Below are 19247 nucleotides of genomic sequence, written 5' to 3' on the forward strand. Positions count from 1 at the left end.
GCCTCATGTTCCGCCGTCCTCCCTCAACAAGTGCTAAATCGCCGAGTCACTCATCGAGGAATTCAGACATTGCGGTCCACAGCTGATCCACGCCAGATTGACGACTCGAGAATTGATGTGTTCCGATCGTCCCAGTGAGCCTAAGGCCCGTCCTACCAATAGATGCAATTCTGCCAGAAATCCTTGCGTCCCTTAATTGCACCTCAAATCTGGTGATTGAAGCGCCCCCGGGAGCGGGCAAGACAACGCGTGTCCCGCCAGCGATGCTCGACTTGGTCCACGGCGAAATCATAGTGCTGGAGCCGCGCCGGATCGCTGCGAGAATGGCGGCTCGCAGAGTCGCGTCGGAGATAGGCGAAGCGGTTGGCGAGACGATCGGCTATCAGGTCCGCTTCGAAGAGAAGATGGGACCGCGTACAAGATTGCGATTTGTGACAGAGGGTATCCTGATCCGCCGGCTGCTGACCGACGCAACGCTCAAAGGTATCGACGCCGTGATTCTCGACGAATTTCACGAGCGCCACCAGGAAAGCGATCTCGCGCTGGCGCTCCTGAAACGCCTGCAGCGAACGCGACCTGAACTGCGGCTGATCGTGATGTCCGCGACGCTTGATGCCACGCCTATCGCTCAATATCTCGGAGACTGCCCGACACTTCGTTCTGAAGGACGCCTCTTTCCGTTGTCGGTACGGCATCTTCCCTACTCGCCCGCGCCTCTACACGCACAGGTAAAAGATGCTGTCCAGATGCTGCTGGCGGAGCAGCACTCTGGCAATATTCTCCTGTTCCTGCCCGGTATTGCGGAGATCCGTCGGGCGGCGCGAGAGTGTGAGGCGCTTGCCCGGCAGGCGGGGTTGGTGGTATTGCCGTTGCACGGGGATCTTTCGCCGGCCGAGCAGGACCGCGCCGTGCTGCCCTCCGTCGAAAGAAAGCTGATCCTCGCCACGAACGTCGCCGAGAGCTCCGTCACAGTCGAAGGGGTCAACGCGGTTATCGACAGCGGACTGGCGCGGATGTCGACCTACTCCTCCTGGACTGGACTACCAACGTTGCAGATCAGCCGTATCAGCAAGGCATCTTCTGTCCAGAGGGCTGGACGAGCTGGACGTACCGGACCAGGGCAGGTTCTTCGTCTCTACCCTCAAGAGGACTTTCTGCTACGTCCAGAACACGACCTGCCAGAGATCGAACGCGCCGATCTATCTCAACTGTTGCTCACCCTGCGGGCGATGAAGATCGAACATCCGGATGATCTTGACTGGCTCGACGCTCCACCGGCTGAGGCGGTTCAGGTCTCCGAGTCGTTACTCGACCGCATAGGCGCCACCGGAGAGATGGTGCAACGGCTGGTCCGGTTCCCTCTGCATCCGCGACTGTCTCGAATCGTAGTAGAGGCTCTCGATCGAGGAGTCGGATACGACGGATGCCGAGCTGTTGCCATGCTTAGCATCGGCTTGCGAAGCGATAAGAACGATCTACTGGCGGCACTGGATCAACCACCGGACCATCAACTGCGCGAGCATACCAGCCAGCTAACCCGATTGGCACATGCCCCCAAACAGGCTCGTCATAACGAGAATGAGCTGCTGCTTTCGCTGCTGTCGGGTTTTCCTGATCGAGTCGCTCGCCGTCGAACAGGCAATCAATTATTGTTGTCGACAGGCATCTCGGCCGAACTAATCGGCCATCCACCAGCCTCTGAGTTCCTGCTCGCCATCGAGGCGGAGGATCGCAAGGAAAATTCGCTGCCCCTTATTCGCCTGGTCTCACGTGTCGAACCGGAGTGGCTGCTCGAACTCTTTCCCGATCACATCAATGAGACGTCGAGCCTGGAATGGAATCGCGGCACCGAGCGAGTCGAACGCGTTCGCGCCCTGCTCTACGACAAGCTGGTGCTCGAGGAATCTCGCGGCAATGCGCCCGAATCCGAAGCCGCCGACTTGTTAGCCCGTAAGGTTCTTGAATCGGGCATAGAAAACTTTGTGGACAAGGACGCTCTCGAACAACTCCGTGCTCGCATAGCGTTCGCAGGATTGGACGAGACGAGGGCAGATCAAACGGTACGTGACTTGTGTGTGGGGCTGCACAGTCTCCGTGACTTCCGAGAGGCTGCAAAAAACTTTATCGTCCTGCTTCAACAACAGCCTGACGCGCGTCTTCTGGAGAAGCTGGCTCCGAGCAGTGTTAAGCTTCCCAGCGGACGTTATACCAAGATTCACTACGAGCATGGGCGGCCACCCTGGATAGCGTCGCGCCTGCAGGACTTCTTTGGTATGCACGACACACCGCGTGTCGGACCCCAGTCAACACCACTTGTCATCCATCTGCTGGCTCCGAATCATCGTGCCGTCCAAACGACAACGGATCTCTCAGGATTCTGGCAGCGCCTGTACCCTCAGGTGCGTCGAGAACTGATGCGTCGATATCCCAGGCACGCATGGCCCGAGCAACCCGGTATCTTCAAATAAGGTGAAGCGTGTTTCGCAGTACTTTTTGGAATAGTCTTCGAGAAGATCTCAATGAGTGAATTGGCCTGTAGTCACCAAGAGAGATTCACAGCGCTGCCGATGATGAGACACAGGGCAGATTAGGGTTAGCGGGAAACCTTCTTCTGGAATGAGCCGATTGCTAAAGCACGTCTAGACAAATCATGAAAACCGGCTGGGGCGGAACGTCAATGAGCCGCGGCGGCTTCCTTTTTTCTTATTGCCTTCTCGAAAGTCTCCTGTGCGTCAGAGACGAACTCCCTATAACCCGACCATACATTTGCGCAGATCTGTCGATCCACTCTTCGCTTTTCCCTTGAAGTCAGACACGGACCATACATTTGCGGGAACTACTCATCATGCTCGAAACCAAGTGAATGGATCGTGGGGTATTACAACAACTACCTGGTTGATAATCACAGCTGTATCGATGTGGGCGTGCAAATGAGTGGTGCTCGGCTGAGTGAGAAGTCTCGAGCCGCAGACGACATGATCGCTCGCTTCTCTCGATGGAAAGGCAGGAAAGCGCGGTCCATCGCTACCGATGCGAGTTATGGCAATGGTGAGTTTGTGCAGCGATTAATGGACCGGTAGATCACGCCTTACATGCCCACCATGGATGCTGTTGGTTCGGCAGCTGTAAGGCTGCACAATTTTCTTTCGGCCTCAGGCAAATGAGGCCGCAATTCGCTTGACACCACAAGTTCTATTCAACTAATGTCGCGGCGCTGCCATTGGACGCTTCAGGCGACCGCCGAACGACCCGGGCCCTTAACTCAAAACGGAACTAACCAGTTTCTTCGAGGAGCCCTCATGAAGATCTTCATTGGAATACACCGACTTCTGGGCATAGCCAAGTTCTCCGTCCTTCTGCTTCTTCTGTGCGTTTTGGCAGGCCCGGCCCATGCGGCTGATCCGACCATCCCTTCGGGGAAGATACGCATTCACTACCATCGACCGGATGGCAACTACAGCGGTTGGACGGTCTATGCCTTTGATAACACTACGGAAGACACTGGCAACTATGGGGGCGGTCCGGTTCAAGTGACTGGCACGGACAGCTTCGGTGCGTATTTCGACGTTGGAGTGACAGCCGGCGCGCAAGAAGTTGGGATTATTATTCACAATCCGACGGCACCGGGTGGAGACCAGAAAGACACTCCAAACAACCTGTTTGTCGATCCTTCAACGGAGGGCTTCGAGTATTGGGGTTATAGCGGCATCGGCAAACTGTATAAGAGCCAGCCAAGCCTGACCAATCCTACCGCCCTGTTGCCCGGATATGCTCGCATCCACTACTTCCGGCCGGATGGGAATTATGCAAACTGGACCGCCTATGCCTTCAACGACACTGCGGAATATACCGGCGACTTCAACAGCGGACTGACTGGAGTGACCAACTTTGACTCCTATGGTGCGTACTTTGACATAAGCCTGATTCCGAATCCGAAGGATCTTGGATTCATCATCCACAACATTTCCACGGGGGTGAAGGATCCCGGGCCTGACATGCATCTGGATGTCGCCACCAATACCCAGGCGTGGGTAATTTCTGGTAACGCGACAGTCTTCCCTACAACGCCGACTCCGACCCAGATCCTGAATAGTTTGTTGAACGTGGAGCAGGCTTACTGGCTCGATCGCCAACGAGTGGCCATCCAGCCGCAATTTGCCCAAAGCGGAGATACCTTCGCGATCAGCTCCAGCCTTACCGGCGGGTTATCCGTAACTCCCACTGGCGTCACTGGAGGCAACAGTATTCCACTGACGATTAGCGGAGCCCTGACTCCAGATGAGTTGCTACGCTACCCGCAGTTGAGTGGCTACACCGTCCTCCAGCTACCGGAGAATACGCAGGTTTCGGTCCTACAGACGGCTCTGAAGGGACAGCTCGCTTTTTCGGCAGTCGGATCGAACGGAATGCTGCAGTATGCCACTGGGATGCAGTTCGCCGGCGTTCTGGATGATCTTTATTACTACCCAGGCAGACTTGGCGTCGTCTTCCACCATTGGGATGACAAAGACTGGCGTGACTGGCCCGATGATGAGGACTGTGCCGTGAAGCTTAAGGTATGGGCTCCAACTGCGCAGAGTGTTTCGTTGCAGATCTTCGACCGCGAATCCGATACGGCCCCTTCGTCCGTCGTCCCGATGCATAACCATAATGGTGTATGGGTAGCATGCGGGGATTCCAGTTGGAAAGATAAGTACTATCTCTACAGCGTGAATGTCTGGGTGTCAGCCGACGGTGCGGTGGACACAAACGTAACCAGCGATCCTTATTCCATCGACATCGGATTGAATGGAACCAAGAGCAGAGTTACCGATCTTGCCTCCAGTGAGACGAAGCCTGCAGGCTGGGACGAGGAGACTTCGCCTGCGCTGAGAAGCTTCAGCGACGTGAGCGTGTATGAGCTGCACATTCGCGACTTCAGCGTGAACGATCTCACCGTTCCATCGGCTCATCGCGGCTTCTACGAGGCCTTCGAAGACCAAGACTCCGACGGCATGAAGCATCTTCGCTCTTTGGCTTCCAGTGGGCTAAAGGCAGTTCATATCCTGCCTTCCTTCCACTTCGCGAGTGTGAATGAAGACAAATCCCAATGGATCATTCCCTCTGGTCTTGCGGCATATCCGCCAGACGGGGAGCAGCAGCAGGCGGCCGTCGCAGCCAGTCAGACCAGTCCTGCGTATAACTGGGGTTACGATCCCGTGCACTATATGACGCCGGAGGGCAGCTACGCGATAAATCCCGATGACCGCGTGCGCGAATATCGAGGAATGGTACATGGGCTTCACAAGGCAGGACTGCGTGTGGTCCAAGATGTGGTATTCAACCACACGAACGCCAGCGGCGAAGGTCCCAACTCCAATCTCGACGAGGTAGTGCCCAATTACTATCACCGCCTTGATGCGAATGGAAACCTTGAAACAGGTTCGTGCTGTCCGGATACAGCGAGCGAACACCGCATGATGGAAAAGCTAATCATCGACACCCTCGTGCTCAACGCGAGGGACTATAAGATCGATGGCTTTCGTTTCGACATCTTGAGCTTCATGTTTACCTACAATATTAAAAACATTCAGAAAGCTCTGTATTCGCTCACTCCCGAAAAAGACGGTGTGGATGGATCCAAGATCTACTTGTATGGAGAGGGTTTCAACTTTGGAGACACTGCGAACAATCAAATAGGGCCAAATGCCTCGCAGATTAACCTCTACGGTTTTGGCGTTGGCACCTTCAACGACCGCATCCGCGATGGCATTCACGGTGGTAGTCCGTTCACCGATGAGCGGGTACAAGGATTTGCCACAGGACTCTTCACCGATCCAAGCGATTACACCAATGCGAACCCTCCATCGAACGGTCAGCAAAACCAATTGCTCCAATACTCCGATTGGATCGACGTAGGACTTGCAGGAAACCTGCGCGACTACAGCTTTATCGACAGTGCAGGGACGACAGTAACCGGAGCTCAGGTGAACTACAACGGACAACCGACGGGATACACCAAGAGTCCGTTTGAGGCCGTGAACTATGCCTCTGTCCACGACAATCAGGATCTCTTCGATCAGGTGCAGCTAAAGTCGAGCTTCAAAGATAGCATTGCGACTCGCGCCCGCAGGCAAGTGATGGGCATGAGCCTGGTTTCTCTGGGGGAGGGGGTTCCTTTCTTCCAGGCCGGTGACGATCTCCTGCGCTCGAAGGACATGGACCAGAACAGCTATAACTCCGGAGACTGGTTTAACAAGATCGACTGGAGTGGCAAGACAGCAAACTGGGGGATCGGTTTGCCCATTGCAAGTCAGAACCAGCCCCAGTGGCCGATCATGATGCCGCTGCTTAGTGATCCTGCTTACACGCCGCTTCCCGCGAATATTGCATATACTGAGACGGCTTTCGATGAACTGTTGAATATCCGCTACAGCTCAGAGTTGTTCCGTATGGCGACGTTTGAGGAAGTGCAGCGGAATCTTACCTTTCTGAACACGGGGCCAAACCAAACGCCGGGACTGATCGTAATGAAGCTGGATGCGAATGGCGGCAACTACGGAATCTACAAACACATCGTGGTAGTCTTCAACGCAACCAATGAGTCAGCAACTTTTACCAATAGTCGGCTCGAAGGATTGCCTCTGCATCTGCACCCGGTGCAGCGAAAATCAAGCGACCCAGTAACGAGGCAATCCACCTTTAACTCAAAAGAAGGCACTGCTACAGTCCCTGGGCTCACAACAGCGGTCTTTGTGGCCGAAACCGAATAGGAACCGATGGCTAAACTGGCGACGGTCTGAAACTAACTACATAATCTGGATCTTTTCAGACTATTATTTGCCTCTTGAAAAGGTGCATGCAACGCGAATAAATTTCCTGATTAGTTACTCGATAAATTCGACCTGGCTCTCACAATGTGCGCTCATTCATCCTGAGTCACGATAAATTTCGGAAGATGCTCGCAGGTATTCACGGATTCGTACCTACGCGCCCTTGTGTTCACTGGAAATACTGAGCATCTCAATGAGTGACTTGGCCGCCGTGCCGCAAAATGCGTCTCTCGTTCGTCGGCCATCCGGAAACTAACAATCCGACTCTCGATAAGCAACAAATCGCCAAAGCGCTCATCGAGACAAAATAGATACCGGAAGGCAATTACTCCGAAGCACTGCAGAAACTTCGACGGTTCGATCCGGTCTCTGGCCACCACCACCATTACACACCTCTATATATCTCCGTCGCCAGAGCCTGAGTAACCAATCTCAGCGTCCCGGGACGCCGCGGAAAAACAATGCTACCTAGCGGCACACGATAGCATCGCGATTCCCTCCAGCACCCTCACTGCATATCCGCCCACGCGGACATTGTGGACGCGGTCCGCGTTTTTTGCTTGCACAGACGAAAATCTCGCTTGGCCGGTTGGCTTCAATGCCCTGGCGGATCAACACCGTCTCTTCCGGTTTGGTCACGCCGTACTCGACCGTCCACGCGGCAGTGCAGCCAGAAGCAGAGCCGGTGGCTGGGTCTTCGCCAAAACGGTCAATATTGCGCGCGCGAAGGCAGACCTTAGGATCACCGGTTTCTCGGGTAACGTAGTGGAAGTCAAGAGCGTTCTCGCCCGCCGTCTGCGAGTATGCATCATTCCCACACCTGCTCCTCTAACTCTAGGGGACGCTCTTATGGCCAATGCAGTGCATACCAAACTCGCTCTTGAAAACAGAAGACGTCCGCATCCTCGAGATCACCCTGCCGCCGCACTCCCGCGAAGAGATGCACACGGACGCGTGGGCCGCCATAGCGTATGTGGACCAGCCGGCGCAGGTCCGTCACTTCACCCCCGATCATCCGCCTGCAGCTCAGCCCACTTCGGCTACAGGAGTGATCCGAATCCAGCCGGAGGGTCTGCACGCGGATGAGAACTTTTCCGATACCCCCATCCATTTGTTCCGCATTGAACTCAAACACGCGCTGCAAGAACAGTCTGGAACTGTCTCACCGGTCGTCAATTGAGTGATAAATCGCCGATGCGCTCATTGAGGACGGACCTGTGAAGGTAGGCGACTTGGGATCATTGATCTGCCGGTCTGGTCGCGGGATATCACGATGTCTCTCGGCCCTTCATCCCTGCTCATTGCACCGCTTCTCGGAGATGCGATTCTTTAAGGCCGAGAGCCCTGGATGAGAATATTCACGAAAAGGCGTGCCTTTGCCGGCCAATCGTCGGTGCTGCCCGCGCTCGAGACCCCATAGATCGCACGCAGCATGTCCATTGGATCGACATCTGGCCGGAGATCTCCGCTTGCAACTGCGCGACTTGCCAGCGCATTGGAAGCTTCCTCCATGATGCGAGTGCTCTGCCGATATACCTGCGAAGGGCCGCCGACCATTGCATCCAACGCCGGGGCTATGATCTTTTTCGCGGCAATGTAGTCGATGAAGACCAGCATCCAGGCCCGGAGCGCTTCGACAGGTGATAACTCGGCGGAGAGCTTTCTCTGTGCCTCAGCCAGCTTCTCGACCTCGCTGATATAGACAGCGGCCAAGAGGTCATCGCGCGAAGCAAAGTGACGGTAGAGCGTTCCCGGTCCGATCTTGGCGCGCTTAGCGATCTCGTCCATGCTGGACTCTCCGCCTCGGCGGGTGAAGACGTGCTTCGCGACTTCTAGAATCCGTTCACGGTTACGCTGCGCGTCGGCTCTGGGCTTGCGAACGGCTTTTTGTACGGCTGGAGTTTTCATCGAGCTTTCTGAATCCGGAGGGGCTCTCCGATAATCTATTTTGCATAACGGAGATTAACTCCGTTTTATTCCAGGCTGAGGCCGGTGTCAAAGATTTGTATTGGAGAGTGCAGCATGGCAGCGAAATTTGGAGCGAATTCTACGACGGAAGAGGTCCTCGCAGGGGTTGATCTCAAGGGTAAGCGAGTTTTGGTGACGGGGGTATCCGCGGGGCTCGGTGTGGAGACAGCCCGTGCGTTGGTAGCACATGGGGCCGATGTCGTCGGGGCAGCGCGTGACCTGGAGAAAGCACGTCGGGCGACATCTGAAGTCAGTAAGGCCGCCGCGGCGGCAGGCGCAAGTTTCGAGCTGGTTGAGGTGGACCTTGCCAGCCTGGAGAGCGTGCGTGCTGCTGCGGACAAGCTGATTGACGACGGCCGCTTATTCGATGTGATCATCGCCAACGCCGGTGTGATGGCGACACCGTTAGGCAAGACAAAGGATGGTTTCGAAACGCAGTTCGGAACCAACCACCTGGGCCACTTCGTCTTTGTAAACCGAATTGCGAAGCTGATCAAGAACGGCGGACGCCTGGTCAACCTCTCTTCCTCGGGACACCGGTTCAGCAATGTGGATCTGAACGATCCCAACTTTGAGACGACGCCGTACCAACCCTTCGTGGCTTACGGGCGTTCGAAGACCGCGAACATCCTCTTCGCGGTCGAGTTCGATCGCCATCATCATAACCGTGGCGTGCGCGCCACCGCTGTACATCCTGGGGGCATACAGACCGAGCTTGCCCGACACATGGATCCGGGTAGCCTGGAGCAGATGGTCGACCAGATCAATCAACAGGCCGCAGCAGCGGGCAAAGAATCGTTCCAGTTCAAATCAGTTCCTCAAGGGGCCGCCACCTCGGTATGGGCAGCTGTCGTTGCGGCCGCCGAAGAGGTGGGAGGACGGTATTGCGAGAACTGCCATGTAAGTGAGGTCGTCGCAGATGATGCAACGCTGGGCTTGCTTGACGAAGGAGTGCGCGGATACGCTCTCGATCTGGAGAACGCAAAGGCTCTCTGGAAGAAGAGCGAAGAGTTGGTCGGCGAAACCTTCGCGTAAACGGTGAGTGAGACCACAGGATCCTCTCCACCTGGAAGGAACCTGCGGTCTCCACCTCACCTTACGCAGTTGACTCAAGGGATGTAGCACAGATGGTCACTGCAATAGAGAGGGCGATGAATACGGGTATCAATCTGGACCAGATTGGCGACATCAACGAGTGCATTGGCCTGTTGGCAACAACTGAGATCGAAGTTTCCAAGTTGTCGGGAACCGGTCACTAGCTCGGAATCCATAACGGCGCGAAATTAGGAAATAGCAGCGAGATAGCGTTCCGCCGAACGACTCACGATTTCCTTTGCATTTTTGGTCAGGAATTGGCCAATAAACGCACCGTGCAATCTCTCAAACGAGTATGGATTCAGGGCGGCGACGATACCTTGGATCGCTGCACGGTTGAGAGGTATGTAGTTGGGATAGCTGTACATGAAGGTGACCCAATTACGGTCCATGCACACATCGGGCTGATCACCGGCCAGCAGTACGCCGTTTCCATCGCGTGAGCGCGACCAATGCATAACTTGAAACCCGTCGAAATGCCCCCCCGTTTTAATCAGGGTCAAGTTTGGCGTCAGGCGCTTCACCTCTCCGCTCCAGAAGCGAATCGAGGGATCGGGGTGCATAACCCACTGACGATTCAATTCGTGAAGATGGATGGGAGCGTCCTCAAAGACTCGGCTCCACTCAACCATCGTCGTGTAGAAGTGAGGATGAGATATTGCGATGGCCGAGATTCCGCCGAGCCGTCGAATCTCCGCTTTAGTCTTCTCGTCGAGAAGGGCGACACAATCCCACAACACATTCCCTTCGGTTGTTTTGACAAGAAATGCGCGCTGGCTAATGGCAAAGTTGGGCTTGGTATGGATCGAAAACACCCCGGGCTCCTCTTCAGTGATCTCGTTTTCATGTGTCTTACTCAGTTCGTCGAGCGTCGTCCATTGCTGACCGTTCCAGCCAACATATTGCCGGGAGTCTTGGCAAATTGGACACGCCGGCGGAGGATGCACGGCCGAGGGGAATTGTGTCCCGCAGGTGACGCAAAGCCACGCAGTGCCGCGGTCCTGCGGTTCCGGTTGCGCACTAGAATCTGCAAGCGCGACGAGAGCGCCCGTCAGACCAACTGTCGCAGTGCCTAAGAAATCACGACGATTCATTGAACCTCCTTTTTCACCGCAACCAATCGTGAGACAGAGAAACGCTTCGTGGCCCAGAAGCCACATCACAAGAAACCTCGCGGGAGGGACAATATCGATCCCTCGCATAATTCAAGACTAATCGCCGAGTCGGTCATCGAGCGCTTCGGCAAATGCCGAGCCTGCGCGATCCCCTAAAGAGCAATCCAGCGGTAGCCATGTGGTGCGAAAACGCGATCTGTTTGGGCCCGTTCAAAAGGTCCAGAAAAGGTCCAATAAGGGGATTTTTTCGGGTAATCAGTGGCGTAGAGTGTGGGTCTGTGCCATCTGTTTCAAGGAGTTGCGTGATGTTGCCGAAATGCACAGGAAGCATTAATAAAATGTTTTTCGATCGATCTTGCTTATTTGTGAAACTTGCATCGGAGCTAGAGTTTTGCGAAGGACCAAAAAGGTCCAGTAACCGAATGCGAATCAATTGGTGAATGGCGCCAAACAATGCTGCCTGTGACCGCATAGGTACGCCACCGGTCAGGATTCGCTCCAAAATTCTCTGTCGATGAAGTCATGACCAGTCGGTCCTCCCCAGGAAGATCCGTCTTTCTTTGAGATTAGTCACCTCTTGTAGGGAGGATGTCTCTCCCTGGCTCGGTTCCGTTCCGCTCTCGCTGCATCTGCTACGTGCTGTAGGCGCCAGGCTAAACTAGATTGCCGCGACTTATTTTAATCAATCTGCGAGAAGATGATCCAGAACAAGACATTCCGTCTTGTGACCACATTTCGGAGTCGACGTTAGCCGCCCGGAGGCGCCCGTGGCCAATCTGTCTCTAATCAAGCACATCATCGTGGTAATGTTCGAAAACCGCTCGTTCGACAATATGCTGGGATGGCTCTATCCAGATAGAGAGCCGCAGCCCAGGCGCCCCACCTATGCTGCTTCAATGAGTGCAAATCAGAAGCTGATCTCGAGTACTGTGCGTCCAAGGCCGTCAGCTGGCAGGAATATCCCATGACAATGTTGCGACTAGCCCTGAACGTCCTCGTTGCGTGTTGTCTCATTTGGCGGCCCTTAGGCGAAGGACAGGTTGGAGCCCAGCGGCCGGTCGACACGTCGCCACACAAAGCGCTCCTGACCGGTAACAGTTTTGAAACGAATCAGACTGAGGGACGATCCGAGCGGCCCAGTGGATACGCGGGAGATTCCCCTTGTGAAGCATGCCATCGATACGAGGTCTCTACCTATCAACGGACAGCACACTTTCTGACGTCGCGGCCTGGGGACCAGAGGTCGATTCTGGGATCTTTCAATGAGGGATTTAACCAACTGAAGATCTCTGAACCTGCTCCCGTGATAGGGGATCCGGGGCTGTCTTACAAGATGGAATTTACAGGCGCCGGATTCTATATGACCGCCCTGACTGGCTTCCCTGGGAAGATTCACAACTGACTACGACCTATCACAATGTCTTACAAGCGTCGCGTCGCTGGCAAAGGTACTCGAAAGATATCCAACTGAAAGAATGGGCCAGTGGACATTCGTGCTAGCAGGTTCAGCACCCTGGAGGCAGACGGTAAAGGAGTTGGGCGGGGACACGGAATCGCCCGCATCACAGTGTTGAAAGATGAACTCTTTGAAACCGCGGATTCTCGACAGGCGATGGTAGCTCGCAGATTTGGACTGCCACCGGGAAGTATCCTCGACTATGCGGTCACACATGAGATGGGCCACGCAATATGCGGGGAATACCAGGATAACCTCGCTGATAAGTATGGATTCGATCTGCGACGAGGGATTGCTCCGACGTGTGCAACTGATCGAAAGCGATCTTCCAGTCGGTAGAACGCCATTATCGGCGCTAGACTTTCCAGATTTCTGGGTCCTGGGCGGATTACGGGCAATCCGGAAGTAATACCGCACCTCCCGAAAAGTCACCTTCTCGGCAACTTCGCTCCTGACGTTTCTCAAAACCCCGTTTTTCGCGCACTACAAGACGGGCAGCGCTGACAGCAACGGCACATTCAGATATTTGCAGAGACCTTAGAGCTTGGCTGTGCTGTCTTTATCTCTTGTGCAGCGATTTAGTCACGCTTCCAGCGATCATCCGCGCGCAGAATATATTGCCTTACGACATAACTCCAGGGGATGAGGGGAATGAAAATGACGACTACGAGAACTGCCTGGATATCACTGGCCGCAGGAGGGGTCACCTGGTGAGCGAGCCACAGCGGCAGAGCGAATGCGAGAAGGTAGATCGCTTTCCAGATGAGCTCGAATAGCAGCAATGGGATCATCTGCACCGGATAGCGGAGTCCGAGAACCGCAGTCAGTCCGAGACCTGCGAATAAGGAGAGTTGAACGCCATGGGCAACGGCTTGCTCCGGGCTGTGGTGAACGACGGTCGGCCAGATGACGAGACCAAGGCCTACGGCGAGGATCAGATAGCAAAGCCGCAAAGTGTAAAGGCGAAGGAGTGAAACTTCGTGCATGGGGTACCTCGGCTTTTCCAAGCGATCATCTTGGAGAGCCTAAATTGCCCTGACGTAATATGTACAGCTGTGCCTTTGTTCCGAAATGCGGGCATGGGAGGAATGATGAGGATCATTGAATATTGCTGCTAGTCTTCTGGTTCTAGCGGGAGTCATTTGGTTCCTGCAAGGGATCAATGTACTGCCTGGTAGTTTCCTGACTGGACAGACAAGGTGGCGGTTTATGGTGGTATAGCCATTGCAGTGGGTATCGTTTTATTGCTGAGAGCTAACCGGCCGCGAAAAGAGCGCTGATCCAGTGTGAAGTTGCCGATAGCCCGTTCCAAGGAACTACGGAACGCCACTTGTCCGACAAGCCGACTATACAAACAAGTGAATTCCGCGCATTTGTCGGAGAGTGACTCGGCGATTGAGCAGTTCTTAGCGATTTAGCACTTATTGACCGGCTCTTGCGATCAACTTCTGAGTTGCCCACCACTCGCCCAGAGTGGGTAAATAGCCGACTCGGCTCAACCAGCGGAGATAGCTCGTGACAGTAACAACGTTGTCAGGAGTAACCTGACGAGCAGGACATCAATTATGCCGATCTTTTCCAAGGTCTTAATCAGAGCCCTTCTTCTTATCGTCGTTCTAGCAACACCTGCTATCACGCTGGCACAAAGTCCTACGGCTTCGACGGAATCCGGCGCGATATCCGGGGTGCACGAAAGCGGATTGAATGTCTACAAAGGCATTCCATTCGCTGCCCCTCCGGTCGGCGACTTGCGTTGGCGGCCTCCGGCACATGTTGCATCCTGGACTGGCACGCGTAAGGCCGATGCGTTTGCCCCGGCGTGTATGCAAACGGGTGTGTCCATGCCAGGCGAGACGCCGCCGGCAGTGAGTGAGGATTGTCTCTACCTCAACATCTGGACGCCGGCGAAGAATGGACAGGCGAAGCTGCCAGTGATCGTCTGGATATACGGCGGTGGCTACATCAACGGGTCGGCCTCGATGCCTTTGTACTGGGGCGACAAACTCGCGCACAAAGGCGTGATCGTGGTCACGATCGCGTATCGGCTGGGACCGCTTGGCTTTCTTGCGCATCCGGAGCTCACACGCGAGTCCCGCACCATTCATCGGGAAACTACGGCCTGATGGACCAGATGGCCGCGCTCGAATGGATCCAGAAGGACATTGCGGCGTTTGGCGGTGATCCGGAGAATGTAACCATCGCCGGTCAATCCTCTGGGTCAATGTCGGTGAGCATGCTGATGGCTTCGCCGCTGGCGAAGGGCTTGTTTCAGCACGCGATTGGAGAGAGCGGGGGTCTGTTTGAGCCGCTTCAGCTCGCGCCAAAGTTTCTGCTGCCCAATGCAGAACGCGGCGGAGAGAAGTATGCCGTTTCGCTGGGTGCTACATCGCTTCAGGAACTGCGCGGTCTGCCGGCCGCCAAGTTTACTGGCGACGGAGGCGGCATTGTTCATGCGGTGATCGAACCTTATGTGCTGCCTGTTTCGCCCTACGAGGCGTTCGCTGCGGGGCAGCAGAATGATGTGCCGTTGTTGATAGGTTCGTATGCCGACGAGGCGCGTGCGTTGACGGCCATGTGAAGGCCGCCACGTTCGACAGCGACATTGACCACAGCTTCGGGCAGCTTCCGCCTGCGCTTATTGCAGCGTATCCTCACGCTACTGACGAAGAGGCGCGGCAGGCGCGGCTCGGCTTCGAGCGCAACTTACGGGCTTGGGCGAGATTGCAAGCAGGTACTAGACAGAAGCCTGTCTACTACTATTCGTTTCGACAGAAGCCGCCGTTTCCGGCGGGCTCGCTGTACGCGGGTTGGGGCGCGAGCCACTTCGCTGAACTGTGGTATGTCTTCGACCATCTGAATCAAGAGCCATGGCGCTGGACCAAGGCAGATCGGAGAATGGCGGAAGAGATGTCCAGCTACTGGGTTAATTTTGCGAAGTCGGGCAATCCGAATGGACCGAGCCTTCCAGGGTGGCCAGCGTTCACCACGGCGGATAGCAATGTCTTGTACATCGGCGATCCAACTACTATTGGTGGAGTGGCGAACATCAATAGCCTGAGCGTCTTCGATACTGTTTACTCGGACCTGCGTGGTAGCCGTTTGGCGCCGGTAGTGTCGGTCGCGAGGAGGCGCCTTGAATAGAACCCTCAAACCGTGATTTTGAACATCGTGCATGCTCACGGTATACGGCGCTCCCTCACATATCCCTCGGGACGTGTCGCACGAAAGCAAAACTCACGTCGATCCTTTTGCCGCCGCCCTCGAGGAAGCGCTCCAGCCGCTGTGGGGGTATCGGCATGATCATGCTGGCCCTTGGCGCGCGTAGCGCAGGCTGCTCAAGCGAACACGACGCTCGAACTGAAGCGAGGTTGGGTCACCATTTTCCGGGATCGATGGGTGATGGCCCACCTCGATGCCTCCCGGATGGTTTTTTCGGCCTGGGCCAGGCGACGGCCGAGGATCGTCTCGAGCAGGTTCTCCTGCTATATCTCGGCCTCAAAGGCGAACTGGGTCCAATCCGATATAGTTCCCAGTCGTCATGGAGGAGCCCCCGTGGTTGTTCTCTGAATCAGCTTCACTCTGAGTTCAGCTCATGCAACACCACGTGCTTCTCGATGACTTAACTTTCAAACAATACGGCCAGTGACTAGAAGAGCTCTTGCTAGGACTGAACCCGACCCCGGATAAAGCAAGATATCTTGTGACGGGCTGTTATCGGCTAACCTCAATCACAATAGAACCGATGCGTTCGCTGCTGGCATACTCCCGATGTGCCTCTTGGATCTCATTAAGCCTGAAGGTGTTTTTGATTGGCACGAGATCCTTCCGTCTTTGAGCCATTCAAAAAGTTGCTGCAGATCTGAAGCGAAGTGCTTTGACCCGCGATTCACGCCGAAAAAGGTGGTGCGCTTTCCCGACCAAAAGAACAAGTTCTTCGAGAACAGTTTGAGAGCTGAAGGGATCACCGAACGTTCAGGGGTATTGGTCCACGCCGGCAAGTTCATGCCATACCCCACTAGAACCCCTCCCCTTTTCAAGATCGAGTAGGACTCGTCGAAACTCTCAAATCCGTCGCCGAACGCCGTAATGACAACTTTCTTCGTCCTGGCCATAAGCTCGCCCTCGATGGATTCTCTCACCAACGAAGGATCCTGATAGAGCCAGCGCAGGGGAATGTCTCCAGCCTTTCCAACGGCGGAAATGGCCACGCATCAAGGATCGACTCAGTTCGAAAATTTCGCCGAGGATTTGTCCGGGGCGTTGCATCCCCCGCCTCTTTCCGCTTGGCCCACTAATCCAAAGGGTCTTGGAATTTCAAACGCGGGTAAGATCAGGCCCGCCGGTGAGCGCCAGATATTGATGGATGAACGCGATCGACATGCTGCCTTCGCCCACACCGCTGGCTACACGTTTGATCGAACCGTGACGAACGTCGCCAGCGCAAAATACGCCCGGAAGGCTTGTCTCCATGGGAAACGACTCTCGATCAAGAGGCCACGCGGTCAGGTCTCTTCCCGTGTAAATATAGCCTTTGGCATCACGCTCCAGGGTCGGCGGAAGCCAGGATGTGTTCGCGGTCGCGCCGATCATCAGCAACAACGCATCGGCACTACGCGTAGTGGAAATTCGTTCACGAGTGGTAGTTACGATCCGCGCCAGTCGCTCTCCACCAAGTACTTCTGTAACTTCTGTCCATGATTCGATCCGAATGTTGCCCTTCCCCGCGATCTCCGCGATAAGGAGAATTGGAATCTCGCCAAAAAACTCGCCCGCCTTGAGTTGCTCAAGCTCCCGGCGTTGTCCCACAATATCTTTCAATAGCTGCAGTAAGCCCTCGAGAACGACAAAAAATCGAGGGTCCTCGCCTTCGCGTATGACCCAATCACCGTTTCCACGCGGATATGCGCAGCCTTTTGTGCGAGTCTTTGGCGCGCGGGTTCGTCCAGGACGGCGAAGAGAGGAATGGGCGCCAGTTCTGCAGCAGTGATCACGTAGTATTTCCCGCTACACCAAGGGTAGGTCATAGCAGGAGATAAAGTGTCTTTTTCAGGATCTCGCCAGTGCTTTAAGGTCGGAAGATAGGGCGTCTTCGTGGGTTCCTCGATCTGCAGGAAGTGATTTCCGCGTACTGCCTGAAAAGTCAGCTTTGCGGCAAGTTCAAAATCGTAGTTTCCCATAACCTCGTTTCGCGGGAATGACAGGCTTTAGCGCGGCCGCCAGTTATCGCAAGGTTACGAATATACTTGTCCGCATGATATAGCAGAAGTAGCCGAAACGGTGCTGGCGTATTCGCGGCTACGACAGCCTAACTCTGATATTCGAATGTCCCCACTGGACAGATGACCGCGCGTAAATGCCAGCCTCAAACAACAAAGCGCATTTTGCCGAAACCCGTTTTGCGTGAGCTGTACGATTATCCAGGCGAAGTAATGACACCGTTGGGGCGCTGGCGAATCAACGACAGAAACTCAGAGCGAGTTTCTTCCTCATTGTGGAATACGCACTGGACGGCGAGACGGTCGGCGCGGCGACCGAACCCCAAATCTTGCAACGAACGAAAGCAGAGATATCCATATGCCGCGCGGCGCATTGAATACTAAAGGTCCCAAGAACCAAAATCCCCGCCCATTCGCGCAGACGGCGCGCGATAAGGACGGGGTACCTGGTCTCTTGAGCTTTACTTCTTGGGCCGCGACTCCGGCGGCACAAGACCTGCGAGGCGGTAGTACACAACGAGCTGGCCGTAGTGTTCTCCGCTATGCTCGATGATGCCGTATGCAATGTCGATAACGCGCGCTTTCTGCTGAGGGTAATAAACAACCTCCGTCATCAGGCCTTTTTCGCCTTTCGACTGGATCACGGTTGCGCCATCGGCGAAGGACTTCTTGACGAACGCAACGATGTCGGCCTTGGACTTGTATTGCTCTCGCTTCGGATCTTCCGCGGGAGGTTTCTGCCCCATCGCAGGATTCGTGAAGTAGTAGCATGAACCCGCCGCGTGCAGCAACTGCTCGGCGAAGCTCCGCTGCGCGGGTGTCGGCTTGAAGTCGTATTTGTCCTCGGGAAAATCTTCGGCCATCGCCGTCAGCTTGCGGCCAATCTCATTCCAGGAATCGAGCACGACTTTCAATTCCGGATCTGCAGGTTTGACGGCTGCATCTTTCTTCATCGCGTCCTGGGCATGGGTGGGAAATGCTAATGCCAGCAGGACGATAGCGAGAAACGGTGTTCTTTTCATTTCTTCCTCCACGATTGAGTTTCGTGAATCAAAGCTTCAGTTTCTTATTTCGCCTGCGCCAGGTCCGTAAAAACTGCGGCAAGCTTATCGAGTACCTGGTTCCAGCCCTCCAGTTGACCACTCTCATTCGCGTCCTCAATGGTCTCGTTTCCGACGAAGGTCAGTTTCGTCTGGCCGTTTCCAAGGTCCTCAAACGTGACCACGTCATATGCGCCATCGATGGCCTAGTCTTCTTCGTCATCGGAATGAGCTTACAACAGAGCGAACATCACACGCGCATTGACTATCGATAACTCAACCTGGCTTAGCGGAACTGAACTTCGTAGTTCCGGCAAAGTCAGCTTTTCGGCAAAAATTCGATCCCCATATCTGTCACACAACCCCGTTTGCCGGGAATACGGATCGCATTGCAAAGCGAGACGCGTGATAGACTTCACGCCTCAGCTTTGCTCAAAGAATTCACTCTCGAGGACAACTATGAGACAACGTACGAAACTAGCATTCGCCATGCTTTGTCCAGTTGCTTTCTCCGGGAATTACTCGCGCCTCAACGCTCAGGTCAA

General features: G+C 54.9%; 17 protein-coding genes. 9 read left to right on the plus strand and 8 right to left on the minus strand.

Annotation, left to right across the window (positions count from 1 at the left end; genetic code table 11):
* Positions 1–134: 134 nt before the first annotated feature.
* From hrpB to RBB77_RS21650, 3 genes are all read left to right on the plus strand, one after another.
* Positions 135–2468, plus strand: a complete 2334-nt coding sequence (gene hrpB, locus RBB77_RS21640) for an ATP-dependent helicase HrpB (protein ID WP_353063776.1) — start codon at positions 135–137, stop codon at positions 2466–2468.
* 831 nt (positions 2469–3299) lie between these two features.
* Positions 3300–6752: a pullulanase-type alpha-1,6-glucosidase gene (pulA, locus tag RBB77_RS21645; protein ID WP_353063777.1), complete on the plus strand. Its 3453-nt coding sequence runs from the start codon at positions 3300–3302 to the stop codon at positions 6750–6752.
* A 916-nt stretch (positions 6753–7668) separates the two neighbouring features.
* Positions 7669–7992 carry a hypothetical protein gene (locus RBB77_RS21650; RefSeq protein ID WP_353063778.1) on the plus strand — a complete coding sequence of 108 codons (324 nt, stop codon included), beginning with the start codon at positions 7669–7671 and terminating at the stop codon, positions 7990–7992.
* Between the two features lie 149 nt (positions 7993–8141).
* Here the strand turns inward: RBB77_RS21650 and RBB77_RS21655 are convergent, their stop codons facing one another.
* The gene (locus RBB77_RS21655; RefSeq protein ID WP_353063779.1) at positions 8142–8720 is read right to left on the minus strand and encodes a TetR/AcrR family transcriptional regulator; all 579 of its coding nucleotides are present in this window, start codon (positions 8718–8720) and stop codon (positions 8142–8144) included.
* Between the two features lie 114 nt (positions 8721–8834).
* On the opposite strand from RBB77_RS21655, the gene RBB77_RS21660 reads away from it, so the two are divergent.
* Positions 8835–9815 carry an SDR family NAD(P)-dependent oxidoreductase gene (locus RBB77_RS21660; RefSeq protein ID WP_353063780.1) on the plus strand — a complete coding sequence of 327 codons (981 nt, stop codon included), beginning with the start codon at positions 8835–8837 and terminating at the stop codon, positions 9813–9815.
* Between the two features lie 248 nt (positions 9816–10063).
* Here the strand turns inward: RBB77_RS21660 and RBB77_RS21665 are convergent, their stop codons facing one another.
* Entirely contained in the window at positions 10064–10969 is a 906-nt protein-coding gene (locus RBB77_RS21665; RefSeq protein WP_353063781.1) for an MBL fold metallo-hydrolase, read from the minus strand.
* A 788-nt stretch (positions 10970–11757) separates the two neighbouring features.
* Between RBB77_RS21665 and RBB77_RS21670 the strand changes: the two genes are divergently transcribed.
* Both RBB77_RS21670 and RBB77_RS21675 read left to right on the plus strand, forming a co-directional pair.
* Positions 11758–11958: an alkaline phosphatase family protein gene (locus RBB77_RS21670; protein WP_353063782.1), complete on the plus strand. Its 201-nt coding sequence runs from the start codon at positions 11758–11760 to the stop codon at positions 11956–11958.
* Positions 11959–12473: 515 nt separating this feature from the next.
* Positions 12474–12785, plus strand: coding sequence for a hypothetical protein (locus tag RBB77_RS21675; RefSeq protein ID WP_353063783.1), 312 nt, complete (start codon positions 12474–12476; stop codon positions 12783–12785).
* Between the two features lie 239 nt (positions 12786–13024).
* On the opposite strand, the gene RBB77_RS21680 is transcribed toward RBB77_RS21675, so the two are convergent.
* Complete coding sequence (locus RBB77_RS21680; protein WP_353063784.1) at positions 13025–13432, minus strand: hypothetical protein; 408 nt, start codon at positions 13430–13432, stop codon at positions 13025–13027.
* Positions 13433–14011: 579 nt separating this feature from the next.
* Here RBB77_RS21680 and RBB77_RS21685 point away from each other — a divergent pair.
* Genes RBB77_RS21685 through RBB77_RS21695 form a run of 3 tightly spaced genes read left to right on the plus strand, consistent with a single transcriptional unit; the run spans position 14012 to position 15587 of the window.
* The gene (locus RBB77_RS21685; protein ID WP_353063785.1) at positions 14012–14569 is read left to right on the plus strand and encodes a carboxylesterase family protein; all 558 of its coding nucleotides are present in this window, start codon (positions 14012–14014) and stop codon (positions 14567–14569) included.
* Positions 14569–15024: a carboxylesterase family protein gene (locus tag RBB77_RS21690; protein ID WP_353063786.1), complete on the plus strand. Its 456-nt coding sequence runs from the start codon at positions 14569–14571 to the stop codon at positions 15022–15024. The genes RBB77_RS21685 and RBB77_RS21690 overlap by 1 nt, the downstream gene beginning before the upstream one ends.
* A complete protein-coding gene (locus tag RBB77_RS21695) occupies positions 15021–15587 on the plus strand; it encodes a carboxylesterase family protein (RefSeq protein ID WP_353063787.1) in 567 nt (188 codons plus the stop codon). Before RBB77_RS21690 ends, RBB77_RS21695 begins: the two co-directional genes overlap by 4 nt.
* A 587-nt stretch (positions 15588–16174) precedes the next feature.
* Here the strand turns inward: RBB77_RS21695 and RBB77_RS21700 are convergent.
* The 5 genes from RBB77_RS21700 to RBB77_RS21720 form a co-directional block, all read right to left on the minus strand.
* A complete protein-coding gene (locus RBB77_RS21700) occupies positions 16175–16654 on the minus strand; it encodes a hypothetical protein (RefSeq protein ID WP_353063788.1) in 480 nt (159 codons plus the stop codon).
* A 106-nt stretch (positions 16655–16760) separates the two neighbouring features.
* Complete coding sequence (locus tag RBB77_RS21705; protein WP_353067688.1) at positions 16761–17321, minus strand: FAD-dependent oxidoreductase; 561 nt, start codon at positions 17319–17321, stop codon at positions 16761–16763.
* Positions 17261–17623: a hypothetical protein gene (locus RBB77_RS21710; protein ID WP_353063789.1), complete on the minus strand. Its 363-nt coding sequence runs from the start codon at positions 17621–17623 to the stop codon at positions 17261–17263. The genes RBB77_RS21705 and RBB77_RS21710 overlap by 61 nt, the downstream gene beginning before the upstream one ends.
* 500 nt (positions 17624–18123) lie before the next feature.
* Positions 18124–18684 (minus strand): DinB family protein, encoded by a 561-nt coding sequence (locus tag RBB77_RS21715; protein WP_353063790.1) that lies wholly within the window; start codon positions 18682–18684, stop codon positions 18124–18126.
* Between the two features lie 44 nt (positions 18685–18728).
* Positions 18729–18887, minus strand: a complete 159-nt coding sequence (locus RBB77_RS21720; RefSeq protein WP_353063791.1) for an SRPBCC domain-containing protein — start codon at positions 18885–18887, stop codon at positions 18729–18731.
* Positions 18888–19247: the final 360 nt, after the last annotated feature.

Source organism: Tunturibacter psychrotolerans (genome assembly GCF_040359615.1).
Taxonomy (GTDB): Bacteria; Acidobacteriota; Terriglobia; order Terriglobales; family Acidobacteriaceae; genus Edaphobacter; species Edaphobacter psychrotolerans.

What these genes read in the sequence shown, in the direction of transcription:
- pulA (WP_353063777.1), top strand. Translation starts at nt 3,300, where the DNA reads ATGAAGATCTTCATTGGAATACACCGACTTCTGGGCATAGCCAAGTTC.
- RBB77_RS21650 (WP_353063778.1), top strand. Translation starts at nt 7,669, where the DNA reads ATGCAGTGCATACCAAACTCGCTCTTGAAAACAGAAGACGTCCGCATC.
- RBB77_RS21655 (WP_353063779.1), bottom strand. Translation starts at nt 8,720, where the DNA reads ATGAAAACTCCAGCCGTACAAAAAGCCGTTCGCAAGCCCAGAGCCGAC.
- RBB77_RS21660 (WP_353063780.1), top strand. Translation starts at nt 8,835, where the DNA reads ATGGCAGCGAAATTTGGAGCGAATTCTACGACGGAAGAGGTCCTCGCA.
- RBB77_RS21665 (WP_353063781.1), bottom strand. Translation starts at nt 10,969, where the DNA reads ATGAATCGTCGTGATTTCTTAGGCACTGCGACAGTTGGTCTGACGGGC.
- RBB77_RS21680 (WP_353063784.1), bottom strand. Translation starts at nt 13,432, where the DNA reads ATGCACGAAGTTTCACTCCTTCGCCTTTACACTTTGCGGCTTTGCTAT.
- RBB77_RS21685 (WP_353063785.1), top strand. Translation starts at nt 14,012, where the DNA reads ATGCCGATCTTTTCCAAGGTCTTAATCAGAGCCCTTCTTCTTATCGTC.
- RBB77_RS21690 (WP_353063786.1), top strand. Translation starts at nt 14,569, where the DNA reads ATGGACCAGATGGCCGCGCTCGAATGGATCCAGAAGGACATTGCGGCG.
- RBB77_RS21710 (WP_353063789.1), bottom strand. Translation starts at nt 17,623, where the DNA reads ATGGGAAACTACGATTTTGAACTTGCCGCAAAGCTGACTTTTCAGGCA.
- RBB77_RS21715 (WP_353063790.1), bottom strand. Translation starts at nt 18,684, where the DNA reads ATGAAAAGAACACCGTTTCTCGCTATCGTCCTGCTGGCATTAGCATTT.